Origin of the sequence: Actinokineospora globicatena, assembly GCF_024171945.1 — a bacterium.
GTDB lineage: Bacteria > Actinomycetota > Actinomycetes > Mycobacteriales > Pseudonocardiaceae > Actinokineospora > Actinokineospora globicatena.
Genome location: NZ_JAMTCR010000003.1, coordinates 568,485 through 588,052, shown reverse-complemented (window position 1 = coordinate 588,052; position 19,568 = coordinate 568,485). Strand labels below are relative to the sequence as shown.

Genomic DNA, 19,568 nt, shown 5'->3' with positions numbered 1-19,568 from the left:
CAACGCAAGCCCCGCTACCCTCGGCGGCATGGACGAACCGCTGCTCCAACCGGACGTCGACCCCCCGGTACGCCTCTGGCGGCTGACCTCGTGGCTGCTGCACCAGGCCACCGCCAGGGCCAACCGGCTGGTGGTGGGGCACTTCGGCAGGCCGGGCGGGCGGATGCGCTACGCCATCCTGGCCGGGCTCGACCAGTTCGGGTCGCTGAGCCAGGCCGACCTGAGCCGCCGCCTCGGCATCGACCGCGGCGACGCGGTCGCAGGCCTCAACGACCTCGAACGCGACGGCCTGGCCAAGCGGGTGCCCGATCCCGCCGACTCCCGGCGCAACCTCGTGCACATCACCCCGACAGGCCGGGAAACACTCCTCGAGTTCGACGTCCTGGTCGACGCCGCACAAGGCGAACTGCTACGCGATCTGGCCCCAGCCGAGCGGGTACAACTCAACGCACTGCTGCGCAGACTGCTGGAACGCCCCGCCAACGCACCCGCCCACACCGGCGCCGCACCACGAAAACCGCCCCAGTCCTGAGCGTGCGCGACCAAATCCGCGGCCGGTGCCAGCGCTCCGTTATTTTCGCGCTGATCCCCGTCGTTTGAGTGCAACCCAGGAAGACTGCCCGACCATTGTCGTGCTCCTGAGGGTCGCGACGTTGGTGCATGGGTAACGCGGTGTCCTGTGGGTCGCGATAGGTCCGATGTGGTGATGACGGTCCTCGCAGTGTTGACGCTTCCGGACTGGCTGGCTCCGGCCGGGCGTCGGGAGGACGTTGTCGCTGGGCATCGTGTGTGTGTTCCGGAGCGGTGGTGGCGGGACGCGATCAGCCGGTGGAACCTGCCGGGAGATCCTCCTGCCAGCTCGTTGACCCGGGCGAGTGTGTGGACCCCCGCCGACGACGTGTTCACGTTGTTGTGGCGCGTTCTGGCCTGGGGATCAGGTTCGCGCCTACGACAGAACGGCAGGCGGTTGGCGGGCATCGCAGCCGATGTCGACCGCTCGGAGGACCTCCTCCGGAGGGCCGCCGAGTTGGCCGTGACCGGGAGTCCGGCAGAGGCGTTCGCGGTGTTCCGGCCAGCTGGTCGGAACGAACTACCGTGGTTGGGGCCATCGTTCTTCACGAAGTTCCTCTATTTCGCGGGCCAGGGCGTGCCGGAGCACCGCTGCGTGATCCTCGACCGGGTCGTGGCCACCGCCTTGCCTGGGCAGTGCGGGTGGGATTCGTTGCACCCGGTCGGCGGGTGGCCCGCGTCCACCTACGAGCGTTACTCCGATCTGCTGGCCCGGTGGGCACAGGAACGGGACCGTGCGGCCGACGAGATCGAGTACGCGTTGTTCACCTCGAAGGGACACCCGTGATCATCACCTGCCCGAAGTGCTTCAGCGCCGAGGACGTGCGGCCGCCGCGCAGGCTGCCCGACCAGGTGCTGCAGTACCAGTGCCTCAACCGTGTGCACGGTGACCACGAGTGGTTCACCACCCGCCAGGCCGTCCAACCCCTCGGCACGGTCGAGGAGGGCGTCACCGACGAACTGCTGGACCCGCTGAGCAAGTGCGTTGAACCGGGCGACCCGTTCCTCGAGTACGGGGTCGTCGAGCACCGCCTGCGCGCTCGCTACCCCGACCTGTTCGCCGCCCACGTCGCCGAACAGGGTCACTCGATGTTCGGTCCCCGGCCCTACACCGCCTCCAGCGTCCGCTTCGGCGTCGCCCTCGGCCGCCTGGAACGCATGGGCGAACTGGTCAGCGAGTACGGACCCGCCACCGGCGCCTGGCGCCACAACGGCCAGGTCACCTACTGGGCCCGCACCCCCACCACCGACCGACTCACCTGGGCTGCCCACTGCACCCAACTCGGCCGCTCACCCGAGTGGACCGACAACGATCGCGCAGACCTCAAACAACCCCCTGCAGCGGACAGCACTCGGTGTTGAACAACCTCGACCGACTCGTTCCCCTCGTCGGGGACAACCTCGTCATCCCGCTTGAGCGGATCCCCGCACTGCCGAACAACCGTGGCGCACTGGCCGTTCGTGACGGCCGGACGTTCACAACGCCGGGTCGCCAGTTGAGCACGGAACCCTAGACTGCCCGTGTCGCCCCTGCACCGCAACGAAATGGCCGCGCCCCATGCCCGACGTGCTCGACGAGCGAACCTTCGCCCTCGTTCCCGCGTACCGCATTCTCAGCTTGCGCGATGCCGACGCCGATGCCGATGCCGGGTATGACCCGGGCAATGCCCTTGGTCAGGCGTACACCGCAGTGGTTGCGAGCACAGGTACGGAGCTCCACCTGGTATGTGCACAGGCCCAAGTGCCCGTCGTCGTGACGCTTCGTTTGTGGCAAGAGGATCCAGCCCTCACCGCGCAACGCGACGAAGCGGAGCTCACGGCGCCGCTCGACGTGGAGTTCGCCACCGGCCTGGTCGTGCTTTCTTCACCCACAGCGGAAGCAGTCGATGTCCGACTGGCCACTGGAGCCGGAACCTATGCCGCCGTGGTCGAACACAGCGGCCGGACCTTGGCTGAACAGCACCGCTCCAACGCTGGTTCGGCCAACGATGAGGTATCCCGTGAGAGGTACACGATCAACCTGTGGCGCACCGGCGACATAAAGCATGACTGACAGGCCCACCACTGGGTTGGGGAGGGCGACCGAGGGAGGTGACCCCGCGGTCGCGACCTCATACTGCTACGCCGCCTCCGGCACGCGCGACTATCTGATGCGTCTATCTCTCGCGGGTGCGCTGCAGGAGCGTCGTGAGGTCAACGCGTAGCTCGTTGAGCGTCGCGGACATGGCGGCCATCCGTCGCTCGATGACGTCAAGTCGTGTCGCGACGGGATCGCCGCCGTCGGCGGGTGCGTCAGGGAGCCGTGGCTCGATGCCGTGGAGCACGGCGTGGAGGTGGTCTTGATGCCAGCCGAGAGCGGTGGAGAGGGCTTCGAGAGTTCGGGAGCCGCGGCTGCGTTCGACGGTGTGGTACTGCAGTTCGCGGATGACGGCCTGGGACACCTGGGAGCGTTGGGCGAGTTCCCATTGGCGCCAGCCCAGTTCACGGAGTCGGTCGTCGAGGGCGCGGGCGACGGCGACCCACCCCGTGGGCGGCTGCTTCATCGGGTGGGTGCGTCGACGGGGTTCGGTTGTTGTCGGGCTGCCGGCGCGGACTCGAGCGCTGCTTCCACGTCGCGCTTGAGCGTGGTGTATTCGGCGCGGAGGTCGTGCAGTGCGGCGGTGAGTCCGGCGAAGACGCCGACGACCAGATCACGTGCGGCTGGTGGGAGGTCGACCTGTGCCAGTTCGGCCAGGAGTTCGTCGTCGGGTTCGATGGTAGTGCGGTTGGCCTGTTCTTGAAGGTGGTCGCGTTCGAGTTCGAGTGCTTGGGAGAGGCGGGACAGGGTGAGGGGGTGGCGGTCGCGTTGGTGGGTGTTGTGGGCGAGCTCCCGCACGATCGTGAGCGAGACCCGGGATCGGGCGGCCAGGTGGGGTTCCTTGAGGCCGAGTTCGATCATGCGGCGTTGGATGGTGGCGGCTACCTGACTCCAGTTCCCGGTGTGTGCTGGATTTGGCATGTCAGAGTGTCCAGGGGGTGGGGAGTCGGCCGACGACGAGCCGGGGGCGAGGGGTTCGTGCGGGGCGGGCGGGTCGATGAGGAGCCGTGCCTAGCCGAGGACGCGTCCTCGCCCGGCTTGGCGAGCGGGCTGGGCGAGGACCGCCTCTGCGTCCTACCGGGGGTGGCGAGCGCTCGAGTCCCCGTCCGACAAGGACTCGGCGGTCGCGGGCCGCTCGGACGCTGCCGTCGCTTCAGTGGCCACGGCGAGGAAGTCGCGGAGGGTGTCGCCGGTGAAGGTAAGCACCACGGCTCCGTTCATGCGGCCGCCGAGGGTGAACTCGGTCTCTCCCAACGTGTTGGTCTCGTACGACATCGGGCAGCCGGTGGCGAGCTTCGCGTAGACATCGAGAGTCGGGGCATACATTTGTGGAGCCTCACACTTCTGCCACGTAGCCAATCCACGCGACGTCGATATTGAGCGGATGTCAACTCGGGACTCTGGCGGCGTCCCGTGCTGTATCCATCACATTAGGGCGACGCTCGCGGCCGCGACAGAGCGGCAATGTTCCTACGTTGTGGCGCCCTTGTGGCGTCGCCATCGCAGGGACGCACTCCTCCCGAGAATTGCCTTGTCAGACTGAGATTCCCTGACGATAGGCGCCGCCGGACATCGGATCCGCAGGTGCTGGCTGTGATCGGATAGTTCATTCGGGTGAATCGGACTGACGTTGCCGGGCTTCGTTGATGCCGAAGGGCTGTCGGCCCAGGTCAGCGCGTCGATGCCCCTGGTGACGTCGTCGTGAAATGTGGCACGATCGGGGCATCGAGCGTGGGCGGATGGGGATGCAATGGGAACGCGACGGCGTGCACTGGCCCGACGCAGAGTTGCGATGGGATTTACACAGGAGTCCTTGGCCGAGGCGTTGGGCGTGGAGCGCTCCACAGTAGCGCGGTGGGAGCTGGGGACCCAAGTACCCATGCCTGGGATTCGGCGTCGACTGGCGGACGTGCTGACGCTGTCACTTCATCAACTGGTGGGGCTGCTTGAGGTCGGTCCTGTCCAGCCCAATCTCGATCTGGAACCTGTCGAGGCTCACGCGCGGGTAGTGGGCCTGCCCGTTGAAGCCTTCTACGTCCCCGCCGAGGATCCGCTGCGGTTAGCGCACGAGTGGTTGGTCGAGGACACCCCGGCGGTGATTCACACCCGGTCCGGTCGGCGCGTCGGCGCCACACTCGCCACGGAGCTGGAGGCGCGGGTGGTGCAGCTTCGGCACCTGGATGACGTGCTCAGCGGTGGTGCGCTGTACCCGGTAGTGCACACCGAGTTCCGGCAGGTGGGTGACGTCGTCGACCAAGCCGCCTACACGGAGGACATCGGTAGGCGATTGTTGATCGTGCTCGGTGAGCTGGCGCAACTGGCGGGGTGGGTGTCCAGCGACGCTGGGCGCCACCACGAGGCACAGCGGGTGTACCTGTCCGGGGTCGCGGCGGCGCGAGCGGCGACGGACGCCGCTCTCACCAGCCAGCTGCTGTCTTCGCTGGCCTACCAGATGGCCACTGTGGGCGACCCCGGTGACGCGGTGTTGCTCGCCCGATCGGCGGCCAAGGGAGCCAAACAGGCGACGCCTGTGGTGCGGGCGCTGCTGTATGAACGAGTCGCCTGGGCCGCCGCTCGGTGCCAGGACCGGGATGGCACCCGGCGCGCGCTCGACACCGTCGACGAACTCTATGAGCGGCGTGTTCTGGGCATCGCGGAACGGGAGTGGGTCTACTGGCTCAACCGCCACGAGATCGATGTCATGGCCGGTCGGTGCCTGATCGAATTGGGCGAACCCGAGCGGGCTGAACCGCTGCTGGCGGCCGCGATCGCCGCCTACCCCACCGGACACGCTCGCGAGATCGCCCTTTATCTGTCCTGGCTGGCCGAGTCCTACGCCCGTACCGGCAATCTCGACGCTGCCCGCGCCACCCTGCGCCGCGCCCGCCACGCCGCTGCCGGGGTGCACTCCGCACGGCTGGACTCGCGCATCCACGAAGTCGCCTGCCTCGCTTGATCCGACTTGGATCGCATGATGACCGGGGGTCGTTGCCCGAGTTGCCACTGGCGTGGTGGCGTCCATGTTTCTGGTAGGACGAGAGGTGTGGCCGATCTAGGTGAGGACGAGGCTCGGTTCGCCTACTACGCGGAGGGCAACGCGCGCCAAGCACGCAAGCGGGTGGCCGCTGACCTGATCATCCGGGATGAGGCTGGGAGGGTCCTGTTGGTCAACCCGACCTACAAGGACGGGTGGGATCTACCGGGTGGCATGGTCGAGAGCAATGAGGCACCTCGCAGCGCGGCGGAGCGTGAGCTGCGCGAGGAACTCGGCCTCGAGGTGACCGCAGGTCGGATGCTGGCGCTCGACTGGGTCCCGCCGGACGGTCCGTGGGACGACCTTCTGGCCTTCGTCTTCGATGGCGGACAACTGTCAGCAGCGGATGTGCTCGAACTCCAGATCAACGATCCGGAGATCAGTGAGTTCACCTTTGTAGGCATCGCCGAGGCGGTGACCATGCTCGGATCAGTGCTCGCTGACCGACTGATACGCGCCAATGCGGCACTGAGCTCCTCAGCCGCGGAGTACTGCGAGCACCAAGGGCGAGCGACCTGACGAGGGTGCTGGTTCGCCGCCAAAGCCTCAACCTGATCCAGCCAAGGGCGAGACTCAGCAGACCTGCGAGTTTGACGTCGCCTGATCTGGCCAACGTCCTGCTCGGGTGCGAATACCTCCACGAGACCAGGACACCCGCGGCGGACGGGACTCGACTCGCCGGTCATTCCGCGTTCTCAGTGCGCCTCCCACACGCCTGCTAACGTCGGGTCCCGCCACGGCGGCCACACTCGCCGAGTCGGAGCCGACCTTGTTCTGAATCGGAGATCCGCTCACGGTCCGGCCCTGCTGGCACAGGAAACCGGGATCCTGCTTGCGGATCTGGGCCGCGAACTCTGGGTGCGCGAGACCCGATTCCACTACAAAGGGCGCGACCACCACCGCATCGAACACGTTTTCCTCGGCCGAACACCCACCACAACACCTGAGGCGACACCGAGACCCACGGTGAACGAGAAGGCTGGACTCATCGAACACCGCTGGTGGGCACTTCACGACCTCCGCCGCTGCAACGACAAGCTACTCCCGCCCGCACTGCCCACCCTGCTGCACGACCTCCTCACCAACCGGCTTGGCCCCGAACCGCTGGCCCTCGCCGACTGATCGGTGTCTCGCTGAAAAGTGGCGAGAATTGAACGCGTTTCCGGCGGAATAAGGCCGCGTGAAATGAGTGACCGGGTGATGTGCTCATCAGTCGATCGGGGGGTGTTGGGCTGCTCTCGGTGGGTGTTCGCCCGTGTGGTTGGGCGAGGTCGGTGCATCGGTGGGGCAATGGGGTGGCAGGCGGTGTTCGGGCTTGGCGGGCGGTCCGGTGGCCGCGCCATGATGGCTGAGCAAGATCGTGATCGGCGTTCCCCGGTGATGTGAGGAGAACAAGCCTGTGGCCAAGTACAAGACGTTCTACCAGGTCGGTGGCTTCAACGGTGGGTGGAGCCCGGACGGCACGCTGGAGATCAGCATCACCAGCCGCAGCGAGGTGATCGGGGCGTCGGCGCCCGGGACCGGGACGACGGTGACGTGGAGCGGCCCCAAGGGCAACGCGACGGTCACCTTCTTCGACAACGGGGCCACCTTCCAGGGCACGGCCCAGTTCCCCAACGAGGGCCCGATCGGCTACCGGGGCGAGCGCGTCTAGCCGTGATGTCCACAGTGGACGAATAGTGGAGCGGTGAGGCACGCTCTCGCACGAAGTGGGGCCGGACTCCTCGGCGGCCGCGGTGTCGACTGGACACTCGGGTGCCACGAGTCCGGCCCCACGTGCGTCGTGGGAACCCGCGCGGCCGCGCGGATCGACTCCGCCCGGAAGGGCTCGTGACGTGGCTCCCGGTCTGCTCCGGTCCGGTCGAGCGGGGCTCGGGGCCGGGGATTCCGACTTTTGTTCAGGGCGATGACAAGTTTCCGCTGGTGACCGAGTGGTTACGCGGTGCGTCGTTTCGGTTCCCGCGGAGTCGTGGATTGTTCCCTGTTGGCGGCACAAATACGATCAGCGGAACCACGACGCGATCCGATGCCGCTCATAGAATGTGGTTCGCCATTCCGTGTGGGAGCGGACTTTGATGGGGAGAAGTACGACGATGACAACCTCGCGCTCGCAGATCGGCTTGGGGAAGCCGATCGACGCGCTTCTCGGTGACCGGGCCCGGCGGTACTTCGGGAACGGGTTCAGGCAGGGGGTGGTGCGGTTGGGCGGTGCGGACCGGCCACGTGAGCACGGTGGCCCGCCCCGGGCGAGTTGGTCGGGCTCGGTCGAGTACCCGGCACCGTGGTCGGTGAAGGCGACCGGGCCGCAAGCCGTGCACCTCAGCACGATCGACGCGTACCTACTCGCCATCTCGGCGGCGTCCGCGCTGCTGGGCGCCGCGCCGACAGCGGCGGGTCGCGCGGAGCGGCCGCTCGGCGCCGCGTGGGTGCGCCGGTGCGTGATCAAGGCGGGCAGCGCGCCGATCGAGGACGGGCTCGACCGGATCCCGGTCGCGGCCACCCGGGTCAACGCGGCGGGCGATTCGGCGGAACGGATCCACCACATTTCGATCACCGTGGGGAACATGCTCGTGACGGCGGAGATAGATTCCGGTTCCGCCGTGGGGGCTGCGAGTGCGGTAGACCTACCCCGCACCTACCGGACAACGATCTCGGACTTGCTCGACGTGGAGACGTCGCCGGATTCCACCGAGGTTTCGGGGACGGTCTCCTACGACTCCGGCCCGGGCCGGGAATCGTTTCCGGAGATCGAGTCGCGTTATCCGCACAGCGTGACATTCGCCGAGGCGTTCGCCGACATGCTCCAACTCGGCCAGGTGGGCCTCTACGCGCTGGACGGCTTCACCCGTGCTGACAGCGACACGCTGTGGATGCGCAACACGCTGTACGAGGCGACGTCGCCGGTGCGGCCGCGGGTGCCGGGTGAACGCGTCACCACCGAGATCCGCTCGCCGCGGGTGGTGTCGATGCGGGGACGGCGGTGGCGGGTCGCGACGCTGCGGTCGCGGCGGGCCTCGATGGCGTTGAGCTGCTCGGTCGCGCACGCCCTCCCGGAGGGGCCCCGTGGGTGACCCGGTGACGGTGCTCGGGATCGGCGGCTACGTGCCGGGCGTCCGGGTCACCAACGCGGACCTGGAGCGGCACCTCGACACCACCGACGAGTGGATCACGCAGCGCACCGGCGTCCGCGTCCGGTACCGCTGCGCGCCCGGCGAGGCGACCAGCGACCTGGCCGTCGAGGCCGGTCGGCGCGCGCTGCGGCACGCGGGTCGCACCGCCGTCGACGTCGTGGTGGTCGCGACGACCACACCCGACCACCCCATCCCGGGGACCGCGCCCGCGGTGGCCAAGCGACTGGGCCTCGGCACCGTGGCGGCGTTCGACGTGCAGGCGGTGTGCAGCGGTTTCCTCTACGCCGCCGCGGTCGCCACGTCCTTCGTCGAGTCCGGCTCGGCCACGGCGGTCCTGGTGATCGGTGCCGACGCGTTCAGCTCCGTGCTGGACCCGACCGACCGGACGACAGCGGTGATCTTCGGCGACGGCGCGGGCGCCGCGGTCATCGGCCGGGGCACGGCGGCCGACGGGCCCGGCTGGGGTGCCTTCCACCTGGGCAGCGACGGCGACGCGGCGGACTTGATCACCGTGCCCGGCGGCGGCTCCCGGGCGCGGTCGCTGCCCGGCCAGGAGTTCGGCGCGCACCTGCGGATGGCGGGCGGCACGGTGTTCCAGGCCGCGGTCGACGCGATGGCCTCGTCCTGCCGATCGGCCATGCACAGCGCGGGCTGGTACGCCCACGAGGTGGACCACGTGGTCGGCCACCAGGCCAACATCCGGATCCTGCGGTCGGTGGCGCACGTGCTCGAGGTGCCCGAATCGCGGGTGGTGGTGCACCTGGACCGGGTGGGCAACACCTCCGCCGCGTCCATCCCGCTGGCCCTGACCGCCGCCAGCGCGCGGTTGCGGCCCGGCGACAAGATCCTGTTCACCGCGTTCGGCGGTGGCACCACCTGGGGCGCGGCGACACTGGTGTGGCCCTCCCGGTTGCCCGCTACGACTGTGTTGGGAGACAACGATGACTGACACCGAGGACCTGACCTACCGCGACATCGCGGACACCTTCAACCGGCACTTCCCGGACTTCGCCGCCGAGGTCGACGAGAGCACCTCCTTCGACGACCTCGACCTGGACTCGCTCGTGCTGGTCGAGTTGTCCGTCGTGTTGCTCAAGCAGTACGGGGTGCGGCTCGCCGAGGACGACATGGTGGACGCGCGCGACTTCCGCACGCTCGCGGCGCTGGTGAACGAACGCAGGCGCTCCCGGCCGACCCGCGCGGCCGGGTGAGGGCGGGGGGCGGGCCGGGGGCCGTCTTCGCCGACGTGGACGGCACGCTGATCCGCGGCTCCAGCCTCATCGATCTCCTGCGCTACGACGCGGGGGCGCGCGGCGCGGTCGACGCGGCCGAGGCGCTGGTCGAGTCCGTGCGCCGAGCGGCGGCATCGGGCGTTCCGCGCACCAGGACGGCCCCCTTGCTGTATTCCTGGTGGGCGGGCCTGCCGGTGGCGGAGGTGGCCGACGTGGCGGAGCAGTGGGTGCGCGCGGGTATGCGAGCGGACCGGGCCGGGTTCGTGCACAGCGCAGTGGTCGACGAGGTCGCGGCCCGCCGCGGCGCGGGGGACGCGCTGGTGCTGGTGTCCGCGTCGTTCGACGCCCCGCTCGCCGCGCTGGCCCGGTTCTTCGACGCCACCGGAGTCCTGTGCACCCCGATGGTGGTTGTCGGAGGCCGCTACACCGGCGAGACAGGCACCCCGATGTTGGGCGAGCGCAAGGCGCGCGCGGTGCGCGACTACCTGGCCCGCGCGCCTTCGCGGTGCAGCACCGCTTACGGCGACCACATCAGCGACCTGGAGATGCTCGCCGCGGTCGACGAGGCGGTGGTGGTGGCCGAGGGTGCGGGCGGTCCGCTCGCCGCCGAGGCCGCGGCCCGCGGGTGGCGGGTCGTTCCCGTCGAGCGGTGACCGGTTGACGAAGTCGTTCGAACTTGTACTATACGAACTTGAACGATCGGGCCGACGACGTCGACGACGGCGATCGCCCGTCACCCCTCACCTCTCCGCGGAGGATCCCGGTGGCTCTACCGACAAACGCGGCCCGAGTGTCGAACCCGGCGCTCGCCTTGGCCGCCCTGGCGATCGCCCAGTTGACGATCGGCCTGGACTACAACATCGTCTTCGTCGCGCTGCCCGACATCTCCACGATCGGGTTCGACCCGCACCAGTTGCAGTGGACGATCAGCGCGTACACCGTCGCCTTCGGCGGATTCCTGTTGCTCGGCGGTCGCTGCGCGGACCTGCTCGGCAGGCGCAGGGTGTTCTACACCGGCCTGACCCTCTACGCGGTCGGGTCGCTGCTGGGCGGGCTCGCGCAGAGCCCGGCCATCCTGCTGGCCGCCCGGGCTGTCCAGGGCCTCGGCGGTGCCGTGCTCGCCCCCGCCACGCTGTCGCTGATCACCACCGCCTTCGCCGAGGGCCCGCAGCGCAACCGCGCGCTGGGCATCTGGGGTGCGGCCGGGTCCAGCGGCATGGTGCTGGGGTCGCTGCTCGGCGGCGTCCTCACCGAGTGGCTGGGCTGGCGCGCGGTGTTCTTCGTGAACCTGCCGATCGTCGTGGTGGTGGCGCTGCTCGCCGCGGCGTCCATCCCCCGCGACACCGGCGCCTCGCTCTCGCTGCGCTCCTTCGACATCCCGGGCGCGGTGACCATCACGGCCGCGTCCACGCTGCTGGTGCTCGGCCTGGTGCAGGGCCCCGCGGTGGGCTGGCAGGCGCCGGTGACGGTCATCAGCCTGGTCGCGGCGGCCGTACTCGTCGCGGTGTTCGCAGTGATCGAGTCGCGCACCCGCGAGCCGCTGATCCCGCTGACCGTGCTGCGCTTCCGGAACCTGGGGCTCGGGGCCGGGATCGCCTTCGCGTTCATGGCCACCGTCGGCGCGCTCCCGTACTTCCTGACCACGATCCTGCAGGACGTCTACGACTACACCGCGTTCGAGACAGGGCTGGCGTTCATCCTCCCGTGCGCCTGCGTCCTGGTGGGCACCGTGCTCGGCGGCAAGCTGGCCTCGACGATCGGCCTGCGGGTCACGCTCACCGCCTCCACGGTCGTCGCGGGCGCGGGCATCGTGCTGTTCGCCGCGCTCCTGAGCGTCGACGGTTCCTTCCTCAGCCTGGTACCCGGCATCGTGGTGTTCAGCCTGACGCAGGGCATCATCTTCACCGCCATGTACGCCGCGGCGACCTCCGGCCTGCCCGACGAGCAGCAGGGCCTCGCCTCCGGCGTGGCCTCCAGCGGTCAGCAGATCGGCGGCGCGGTCGGCCTCGCCGTGCTGGTGGCCGTGTCCGGGGCCGCCGCGGCGGGCCAGAACCCGGACGTGGACGTGGTCGACGGCGCGCGGGCCGCCTCCTACGTCGCCGCGGTCATCATCGCTGCCGCGGCGCTGCTCGGCGCGGCGCTGCGGATCAAGCGGGTTCCCGATGTCGTCCCGGCGGCACCGGTCGACGCCGCTGAGCGCAGCACCGAGACGACTCCGTCGTGACCGCGCCGGTGCCCGTGCCGGGGCGGCCCGGCAGCGGACGGGCGGGGACACGCCCATGACCGGGACCACCGCTGCCCCGCTGCGGATCGGCATCGTCGGGTTGAGCGCGACCGGTGGCTGGGCCTCGCGCTCGCACGTCCAGGCACTCGCGGGCAGCGACCGCTTCACCCTGGTGGGAACCTGTGCCAGCACAGCGGAATCAGCCGCGAAGGCGGCCGCCGAGTACGGGTTGCCGGTCGCGACCTCCTCACCCGCCGCGCTCGCCGCTGACGACCGGGTCGACGCGGTCGTGGTCGCCGTGCGGGTCCCGCTGCACGAGCAGGTGCTGCTGGAGGTGTTGCCGGTCGGCAAGCCCACCTTCTGCGAGTGGCCGCTCGCCCCCGACGCCGGGATCGCCGCGACCCTCGCGCGGCTCGCCGACGAGCACGGCACACCGACCGCGGTCGGCCTGCAGGCCCGCCACGTCCCCCAGGTCCGCATGATGAAGCGGCTCATCGGCACCGGCCACATCGGCCGCGTGCTCTCGGCCAGGCTCATCGGGGACGCGGGCGGGTGGGGCACCACGACGGGATCGGCGACCGCGTACACAGTGGACGGTTCGTCCGGTGCGACCATGGCCGCCATCCCGCTCGGGCACACGCTCGACGCCGTCGTGGACACCCTGGGGCGGCTCGACCTCGGCGAGGTGATCACGACCATCGACCACCCCGAGGTGCGGGTGTCCGACACCGGCGCGGTGATCCGGAAGTCCACACCGGACCAGATCGCGTTCGTGGCCCGCACCGCCACCGGTGCCGTCCTGACCGTCCACTACCAAGGCGGGCTGAGCGCGGGCACGACGTTCCTCTGGGAGGTGCGCGGCACCGAGGGTGTCCTGCGTCTCACCGGTGCCACCGGCCACCTGCAGTTCGGGGCGGTCACCCTGCGCGGTGCGCGCCACGGCGGCGAACTCGCGGAACTGGTCCCGGTCGCGGGACTGGACCTGCGGGGTGAGGGCGGGGGAGCCGCCCCCGCCTCCGTCGTGGCCGACCAGTACGCCGCCTGGCACGACGTGCTGACCGGTGCGGTGAGCCCGCACCCGGCGACGGTGGGGTTCCAGCACGCGGCGACCCACCACGAACTGATCGACGAGATCCTCCGCCGTGGCGAAGGGAGCGGCTGAGCACGCTGATCCGTGTGAGAACCCGAGCGGGCCAGGGGAGTGGCCCGCGGCGGGTGCGAAGTCCACATCGGCGCCGTCCGCACGGGACCGGCCGCGCTGGTGGCCCGCAGCCGCGGCGGCGGCCGCCCCCGGCGAGCGCGAGCGGGCGGCAACTGGGGAGGAAACATGAGAGTGCCCGCGGTCGCGAACCCGTGGATGGTCGGCGACAACGCCCCCTTGCGGGAGCTGGGGAACTTCCTGGCCCGCAAACGGGCGGCCATCCGCCCGGAGGAGGTGGGGATCCCGCTGACCCCCGGCGGGAAACGGCGCACGCCGGGCCTGCGGCGGGAGGAGGTGGCGCTGCTGGCCGGGGTCGGGTTGTCCTGGTACACCTGGATCGAGCAGGGGCGCGCGGAGAACGCGTCCGCGTCGGTGCTCGACCGGCTGGCGCAGGTGCTGCGGATGACCCTCAACGAGCGGCTCTACATCCGCAGGCTGGCCGGACTCGACTCGAAAGTCCCCGAGCCGGACGGCGCCGTACCCACCAGCCTCCTGCGCCCCTATGTGGACTACTGGTGCGCGGGGCCCGCCTACGTCATCGACCACACCTGGAAGGTCCTGGTGGTCAACCCGGCGGCCAGGTTGGTCCTGGGCCTGCGCCCCGGGACCAACCTGGTGCGCGCCGTGTTCGAAGACGCCACCGTGGCCGCCGCCTTCACCGATGTCCGGCGCGCCCAAGAGGAACTGGTCGCCCGCTTCCGCACGCACACCTCGTACTACCCGTGCGACGAGCGGGTGCAGTCGCTGGTGCGCGAGCTGTCCGACGGCATCCCGCGGTTCCGGGCGCTCTGGCAGCAGCACAACATCGCCGAGGACTCCTGCGGCGACACCTTCCTCGAAACAGAGCACGGCCCGACGTTGATGCACTGGACCACCCTGTGCTTCACCGAACGGCTGGGCATGAAACTCGTCGCCTACCACCCGTTGCAGTCGCCCGGCGCCGCGACCGACGCGGCCGGGGCGTGGATCGCCACCCAGGCATGAGCCTGTTGGTGCCAAACCCGGTGTGAGCACGCACAAGACACCGACCCCGCGACCGGTGAACCTGGAACGGCGGCCACCGCGCCCGCGCGTTCCCGGTACCACCCCCGCGGTGCGTCCCACGGAGGAGCCATGCGCACAGGATTCGGGATCTTCCTCTCGCCCCTGCACGACCCGAGGACCGATCCCCACCTCAACATCCACCACGACCTCGAACTCGTCGAGCTGGCCGACCGGCTGAACCTCGACGAGTGCTGGTTCGGCGAGCACCACTCCCTGGGGTGGCCGCTGGTGGGCGCGCCGGAGACGATGATCGCCGCGGCCGCCACGCGCACCGAGCGGATCGTGCTGGCCAACGGTGTGGTGACGGTGCCGTTCCACCACCCGTTCCACATCGCCACCCGCGCGCTGATGCTCGACCACCTCACGAAGGGCCGCTACATCCTCGGCCTCGGCCCCGGTGCGACGCCCAACGACGCGCACATGCTGGGCGTCCCCGTGGACCAGCTCAAGCCGCGCACCCTCGCCGCGATCCCGACGATCATCGAACTGGTCAACGGCACCCGCCGGGTCACCGACCGCACCGACTGGTACGACCTCGTCGACGCCCGGATGCAGCTGCCGCCGCACTCGCCGGGGGGCATCCGGTTCGCCGTGTCCAGCGTCGGATCCCCGTTCGGGCCCACGGTCGCCGCCGAGTTCGGCATGGACCTGCTGTCCTTCGGGGCACCGCCGCCGGGGTGGCCCGGGGTCGACCTGGCAGGCCAGTGGCGCGTCGCCGAGGAGGCCGCGGCCGCCCGCGGAACGACGGTCGACCGGGCGCGGTGGCGCGTCGCGGTCCCCATCCACATCGCCGAGACGCGGGAGAAAGCCTTCGCTGAAGCCGAAGCGGGCTTCGGGCGCTGGATGCACAACTACTGGGGCGACGCCGTCGGCGCCCCGGTCACCCCGGGGCCCTCCGCGCGCGCGGACATGCTCACCGCCGTCGCCGAGAAGCGCGCCATCATCGGCTCGGTCGAGGACGCCATCGAAGCGATCGCCGACCTGCACGAGCGGACCGGCGGCTTCGGTACCTTCCTCGCCTACGTGATGAACTGGGCGCCCAGGTCGGCGACCAAGCTCTGCTACGAGCTGCTGGCCACCGAGGTCGCCCCGGTCTTCACCGGGTCGACCGCGCGCGGCCTCGACTCGATCGCCTGGAGCCAGCGGTGGCGCGCTGCCAAGGAAGCCGACGCGCGCGCGACCGACGCGGTACCGGCCACGGTCCGGTGATGGCCGTGCGCATCGCCCTGCTCGGCGCCTACGGCTCGGGCAAGACCACGTTGGCCGCAGCGATCGAGCGCGAACTGGGCATCCCCGCCGTGCAGGCCGCGGGTCCGATGCGCGTCGACCTCGACGACGAAGGCGAACAGGTCCACGAGTGGAGCCCCACCCAGCTGATCGGGCTCACCGTCGCCCGGTACGCCGATCGCCGCGTCGCCGAGAACCGGGAGACCTTCGTATCCGACGGCAGCGTGCTGCACGAGTTCGTCTACGCCGCGCTTCGCCTGCGCGACGGGTCCTACCCGGGCACCGCGCGGCGACCCGACCGGGCACAGCTCGCCCCCGCCGACCTCCCCGCCGTGCTGCCGCTGCTCTGGGCCCCGTTCCCGGCGGTGCGGCGGTACGCCGACCAGGCGTACACGCTGCTGGTCCACCTGCCCGCCGAGGTCCCGCTCGCCGCCGACCCACCCATCGACGACGACTTCCGCGCGCGCACGGACGCCGTGCTCACCGACCTGTGCGCCGACCTCGGTCGGCCGGTGCACGTGGTCACCGGGACCGTCGAGCAGCGGCTCGACCACATCGCCCGACTCGTCGAGACCACACCACAGAGAGGCGCAACGACATGACCGCGATCTCCACCGCCCGGTCCCGCGGTTCTGCCGCGGACCGGCCCCTGCGCGACCGCGTCCGGCCCACCATGCCGCTGCCGAACTTCCACGACCACCCCACCCTCAAGCTCGCCGTCTCCGGCACCTTCTCCTCGGGCAAGTCCACTACCAGCGAGGCGCTGTCGGTCGCGACCGGCATCCCCCGCACCCACGCGAAGACCTCCCGCCAACTGCTCGTCGACCTGGTGCCTGGCAAGACGGTCATGGAACTGAGCGCGATGGAACTGGTGAAGCTGGGCCTGCGCCGCTTCGAGGAACGCGTGCACAACGAGTCCGGCGCGGGCCCGTTCATCTCCGACGGCGGCGTGTTCCACGAGTGGGTGTACTTCGAGGCCCGCATGCGTGTCGGCATCAACCCGGGTGCCGCCTGGTGGTTCCAGGGCATCAAGAAGCTGATGGGCCTGCCGGTGAAGCACTTCTACCAGCGCTACACCGACACCCTCGGGCACGTCACCCGGGCGCGCGCGAAACGGATCTACGACGCCTACGTGCACCTGCCGGTCGAGTTCGACATGGAGCCCGACGGCCACCGCCCGGTGTCCGAACCGTTCCGCCGCCTCTCCGACGACCTGCTCATCGCGGCGCTGGAGGAACTGGAGATCCCCTACCGGGTCGTCGGCGGCACCGTCGAGCAGCGGGTCACCACGATCATCGACCTGTTCGGCCTGCCGCTGGCGGTGCCGGTGCCCGAGGCCATCGAGATCGCCGAGCAGCGGGTCGCCACGGACCTCGACGACCTCAAGGCGGACGCCCGCTACCACGAGGCGCAGCGCAAGAAGAGCCTGCTGCGCCAGATCCAGTACGCCATGCGCTACTGACGAGAACGCCGTGCTACCCGCCACCCCCGTCGCGCTGAACACCCCCGACGCCACCATCTGGTTCGTGCCGGACGGGAACGTCGAACTGGCCTCGGCCCGGTGGTTCAGCGACCTCGACGCCCACCCCGACCACCGATCGGACCTGGTGCCCGCCGGTCCCTACCTGCCCGCCACCATCGGGGCCACCCTCGTCCGCCCGCACGGAGCGGGCCCGACCGTGCTGATCGACGCGGGCCTCGGCCCGGTCCGGGCACCCCGGCCGCCACGTGGGGACAGCGTCATCGGCGCGGTGTCCGGCGGCGCGCTGCTCGACAACCTCGCCACCATCGGCGTGCGGCCCGCCGACATCGACCTGATCTGCTTCACCCACCTCGACGACGATCACATCGGGTGGGTGCGGCACTCCGCGGCCCTCGCCTCGATCCCGCTGGTGGTGGCAGGCGAGGAATGGGACTGGGCCCCGCCGCACAAGCGCGCGGAACTGGCCGCGCGCAACCCGGTCCGGCTGGTGCCCGCGGGCGGCTTCGCCGCGCCACCGGTGTTCTCCAGGGCCGCCGTCGGGCACACCCCCGGCCACTGCGTCTACCTCGTCGGGGACCCGCCGTCGGCGGTCGTCACCGGTGACGCGCTGCACTGGCACACCCAGGTGGCCCACCACCGCACCCGGGTGACCGTGGACGCCGACCCGGACGCGGCCGTGCGGACGCGCGGCCGGTTGATCACCGACCTCGCGCGCCTCGGCGTGCCCGCCGTGACCGCGCACCTGCGGCGGCCCGTCGGCCGCGTCGTCGCCACCGGGGACACCTACCGCTGGGAGCCCATCGATGGACGACCGTGACGGGCGGGCGACCGCCGCGGCGGGGACGATGACCGCCGTCGGGCAGCGGGTGCTCGGCGGACCCGACGTGCTGCGGTCGCACACCCGGCCCCGCCCGCGGCCGGGGCCGGGCGAGGTCTTGGTCCGGGTCCTGGCCACGAGCCTGAACCCGACCGACTGGGTGCACCGGCGGGTCGAGGGGTTCCTCGGCCCGATCCGCCGCGACGACCCGCCCCGGGTGCTGGGCTGGGACCTCTCCGGGGTGGTGGCCGAGGTCGGGTTCGGCGCCACCTACCACGACGTGGGCGACCCGGTGTTCGGTTTGCTGCCGTACCCGTGCGGGCACGGGGCCGCCGCGGAGTACGCCGTCGCCCCGGCACGGGCGCTCGCCCGCAAACCGGTCACCGTCTCGCACGCCCAAGCCGCGGCGATCTCCCTGGTGGGGGTCACCGCGTGGCAGGCACTCGTGGAGACCGCACACCTGCGACCGGGGCACCGGGTGCTGGTGCACGCGGCCGCGGGCGGCGTCGGGCACGCCGCCGTGCAGATCGCGGCGGGGCTCGGCGCGCACGTCGTCGCCACGGCCGGTGCCGCGCACCACGACTTCGTCGCGGCCTGCGGCGCCTGCCAGGTGGTCGACTACCCGACGACCCCGTTCGAGGACGTGGTCCGTGACATCGACATCGTGCTCGACACCGTCGGCGGCGACTACCCGCGCCGGTCGGCGCGGACGCTGCGCGACGGGGTGGGCACCATCGTGTCGTTGGTGCTCGACAACACCGAGCGGATCACCGACCTGGCGGGTGTGCGGCACCGGCTGATGCTCGTCGAGTCCAGCCACGACAGCATCAGCCGGATCGAGGAGTTGGTGGCCGATTCCCTGCTGGCGCCCCGGATCGAGGCCGAGTTCCCGCTGGAGCGGGCCGCTGAGGGGCACCGCGCGGGCGAGACCGGCCACGTCGCGGGCAAGGTCGTGCTGACGGTGTGACCCGCTCAGCGCACGGTGTTCGCGTGCGGCTCCGTGCTGACCGCCTTGCCCAGCAGCCGGGCCAACTGCTCCTGCTCGTCGCCGTCCAGCACATCCAGCGGCGACCGCTCCTGCAGCGCGGCGAGCACGTTGGCCCGGCACCGCTGACCCGCCTCGGTCAGCACCACCCGCTTGGACCTGCGGTCGCTGGGGTGCGGCTCCCGCCGGATCAGCGACTGCGCCTCCATCCGATCGGCGACGTAGGTGGCGTTCGACGGCTCGCACGCCATCCGCCCGGCGAGCTCGCGCAGCGTCATCGGCTCATCCAACTCCCGCAACGCCACCACCTGCGCGGCCGTGATACCCAGCCGCTCGGCCACGGCGCGTGAATGCGCGTCCAGCAGCTGCGCCAGCTGGGCACTGAGCCCAGCCACACTATCGCGCGAAGCGCATTCTTTCCGCATACCCCCACTCTACCTTCGGCACGTGCCCGAGGTCCACGTACGCGGCCTCCCAACCGCCCGCCACCTGCGGGAATAACACACGCGCCCATCCCCGGGGCCCTGTGGCGAAATCACTCGG

24 protein-coding genes are annotated in these 19,568 nt (G+C 70.6%); 20 read left to right on the top strand and 4 right to left on the bottom strand.

Features of this window, described 5'->3' with window-relative positions; translation table 11 throughout:
• The first annotated feature begins 28 nt into the window (after positions 1–28).
• The 4 genes from LV79_RS16080 to LV79_RS16065 all read left to right on the top strand — a co-directional run bounded on the left by LV79_RS16080 (position 29) and on the right by LV79_RS16065 (position 2,623).
• Positions 29–532: a MarR family winged helix-turn-helix transcriptional regulator gene (locus tag LV79_RS16080; protein ID WP_253837379.1), complete on the top strand. Its 504-nt coding sequence runs from the start codon at positions 29–31 to the stop codon at positions 530–532.
• A gap of 174 nt (positions 533–706) precedes the next feature.
• On the top strand, positions 707–1,357 hold the full coding sequence (locus LV79_RS16075; protein ID WP_253837378.1) for an 8-oxoguanine DNA glycosylase OGG fold protein: 651 nt from the start codon (positions 707–709) through the stop codon (positions 1,355–1,357).
• Positions 1,354–1,932 (top strand): hypothetical protein, encoded by a 579-nt coding sequence (locus LV79_RS16070; RefSeq protein ID WP_253837376.1) that lies wholly within the window; start codon positions 1,354–1,356, stop codon positions 1,930–1,932. The genes LV79_RS16075 and LV79_RS16070 overlap by 4 nt, the downstream gene beginning before the upstream one ends.
• A gap of 196 nt (positions 1,933–2,128) precedes the next feature.
• A complete protein-coding gene (locus LV79_RS16065; protein WP_253837375.1) occupies positions 2,129–2,623 on the top strand; it encodes a hypothetical protein in 495 nt (164 codons plus the stop codon).
• A gap of 103 nt (positions 2,624–2,726) precedes the next feature.
• Here LV79_RS16065 and LV79_RS16060 read toward each other — a convergent pair whose 3' ends face one another.
• The 3 genes from LV79_RS16060 to LV79_RS16050 form a co-directional block, all read right to left on the bottom strand.
• Positions 2,727–3,113 (bottom strand): XRE family transcriptional regulator, encoded by a 387-nt coding sequence (locus LV79_RS16060; RefSeq protein WP_253837367.1) that lies wholly within the window; start codon positions 3,111–3,113, stop codon positions 2,727–2,729.
• On the bottom strand, positions 3,110–3,508 hold the full coding sequence (locus LV79_RS16055; RefSeq protein ID WP_253837365.1) for a hypothetical protein: 399 nt from the start codon (positions 3,506–3,508) through the stop codon (positions 3,110–3,112). Before LV79_RS16055 ends, LV79_RS16060 begins: the two co-directional genes overlap by 4 nt.
• A gap of 213 nt (positions 3,509–3,721) precedes the next feature.
• Positions 3,722–3,973 carry a hypothetical protein gene (locus tag LV79_RS16050; RefSeq protein WP_253837363.1) on the bottom strand — a complete coding sequence of 84 codons (252 nt, stop codon included), beginning with the start codon at positions 3,971–3,973 and terminating at the stop codon, positions 3,722–3,724.
• Between the two features lie 424 nt (positions 3,974–4,397).
• On the opposite strand from LV79_RS16050, the gene LV79_RS16045 reads away from it, so the two are divergent.
• The 16 genes from LV79_RS16045 to LV79_RS15970 all read left to right on the top strand — a co-directional run bounded on the left by LV79_RS16045 (position 4,398) and on the right by LV79_RS15970 (position 19,007).
• Entirely contained in the window at positions 4,398–5,603 is a 1,206-nt protein-coding gene (locus LV79_RS16045; RefSeq protein ID WP_486303581.1) for a helix-turn-helix domain-containing protein, read from the top strand.
• Positions 5,604–5,690: 87 nt separating this feature from the next.
• Positions 5,691–6,200: an NUDIX domain-containing protein gene (locus LV79_RS16040; RefSeq protein ID WP_253837359.1), complete on the top strand. Its 510-nt coding sequence runs from the start codon at positions 5,691–5,693 to the stop codon at positions 6,198–6,200.
• Positions 6,201–6,647: 447 nt separating this feature from the next.
• Positions 6,648–6,803: a hypothetical protein gene (locus LV79_RS16035; protein ID WP_253837357.1), complete on the top strand. Its 156-nt coding sequence runs from the start codon at positions 6,648–6,650 to the stop codon at positions 6,801–6,803.
• Positions 6,804–7,080: 277 nt separating this feature from the next.
• A complete protein-coding gene (locus LV79_RS16030) occupies positions 7,081–7,335 on the top strand; it encodes a hypothetical protein (protein WP_253837355.1) in 255 nt (84 codons plus the stop codon).
• A 439-nt stretch (positions 7,336–7,774) separates the two neighbouring features.
• A complete protein-coding gene (locus tag LV79_RS16025) occupies positions 7,775–8,752 on the top strand; it encodes an AvrD family protein (protein WP_253837352.1) in 978 nt (325 codons plus the stop codon).
• Positions 8,745–9,761, top strand: a complete 1,017-nt coding sequence (locus LV79_RS16020) for a beta-ketoacyl-ACP synthase III (protein WP_253837350.1) — start codon at positions 8,745–8,747, stop codon at positions 9,759–9,761. Before LV79_RS16025 ends, LV79_RS16020 begins: the two co-directional genes overlap by 8 nt.
• A complete protein-coding gene (locus LV79_RS16015) occupies positions 9,754–10,023 on the top strand; it encodes a phosphopantetheine-binding protein (RefSeq protein ID WP_253837348.1) in 270 nt (89 codons plus the stop codon). The genes LV79_RS16020 and LV79_RS16015 overlap by 8 nt, the downstream gene beginning before the upstream one ends.
• Positions 10,020–10,697 (top strand): HAD family hydrolase, encoded by a 678-nt coding sequence (locus LV79_RS16010; protein ID WP_285470096.1) that lies wholly within the window; start codon positions 10,020–10,022, stop codon positions 10,695–10,697. Before LV79_RS16015 ends, LV79_RS16010 begins: the two co-directional genes overlap by 4 nt.
• Positions 10,698–10,807: 110 nt before the next feature.
• Positions 10,808–12,268 (top strand): MFS transporter, encoded by a 1,461-nt coding sequence (locus LV79_RS16005; protein ID WP_253837337.1) that lies wholly within the window; start codon positions 10,808–10,810, stop codon positions 12,266–12,268.
• 55 nt (positions 12,269–12,323) lie between these two features.
• Positions 12,324–13,430, top strand: coding sequence for a Gfo/Idh/MocA family protein (locus LV79_RS16000; RefSeq protein ID WP_253837335.1), 1,107 nt, complete (start codon positions 12,324–12,326; stop codon positions 13,428–13,430).
• A gap of 165 nt (positions 13,431–13,595) precedes the next feature.
• Complete coding sequence (locus LV79_RS15995) at positions 13,596–14,453, top strand: helix-turn-helix domain-containing protein (RefSeq protein WP_253837333.1); 858 nt, start codon at positions 13,596–13,598, stop codon at positions 14,451–14,453.
• Positions 14,454–14,582: 129 nt separating this feature from the next.
• Positions 14,583–15,722: an LLM class flavin-dependent oxidoreductase gene (locus LV79_RS15990; protein WP_253837331.1), complete on the top strand. Its 1,140-nt coding sequence runs from the start codon at positions 14,583–14,585 to the stop codon at positions 15,720–15,722.
• The gene (locus LV79_RS15985) at positions 15,722–16,342 is read left to right on the top strand and encodes an AAA family ATPase (RefSeq protein ID WP_253837329.1); all 621 of its coding nucleotides are present in this window, start codon (positions 15,722–15,724) and stop codon (positions 16,340–16,342) included. The genes LV79_RS15990 and LV79_RS15985 overlap by 1 nt, the downstream gene beginning before the upstream one ends.
• Positions 16,339–17,202, top strand: coding sequence for an ATP/GTP-binding protein (locus LV79_RS15980; RefSeq protein WP_253837327.1), 864 nt, complete (start codon positions 16,339–16,341; stop codon positions 17,200–17,202). The genes LV79_RS15985 and LV79_RS15980 overlap by 4 nt, the downstream gene beginning before the upstream one ends.
• A gap of 10 nt (positions 17,203–17,212) precedes the next feature.
• Entirely contained in the window at positions 17,213–18,040 is an 828-nt protein-coding gene (locus LV79_RS15975; RefSeq protein ID WP_253837325.1) for an MBL fold metallo-hydrolase, read from the top strand.
• Positions 18,027–19,007: an NADP-dependent oxidoreductase gene (locus LV79_RS15970; protein ID WP_253837322.1), complete on the top strand. Its 981-nt coding sequence runs from the start codon at positions 18,027–18,029 to the stop codon at positions 19,005–19,007. The genes LV79_RS15975 and LV79_RS15970 overlap by 14 nt, the downstream gene beginning before the upstream one ends.
• Before the next feature lie 5 nt (positions 19,008–19,012).
• Here LV79_RS15970 and LV79_RS15965 read toward each other — a convergent pair whose 3' ends face one another.
• Positions 19,013–19,420, bottom strand: a complete 408-nt coding sequence (locus tag LV79_RS15965; RefSeq protein WP_253837320.1) for a MarR family winged helix-turn-helix transcriptional regulator — start codon at positions 19,418–19,420, stop codon at positions 19,013–19,015.
• Positions 19,421–19,568: the final 148 nt, after the last annotated feature.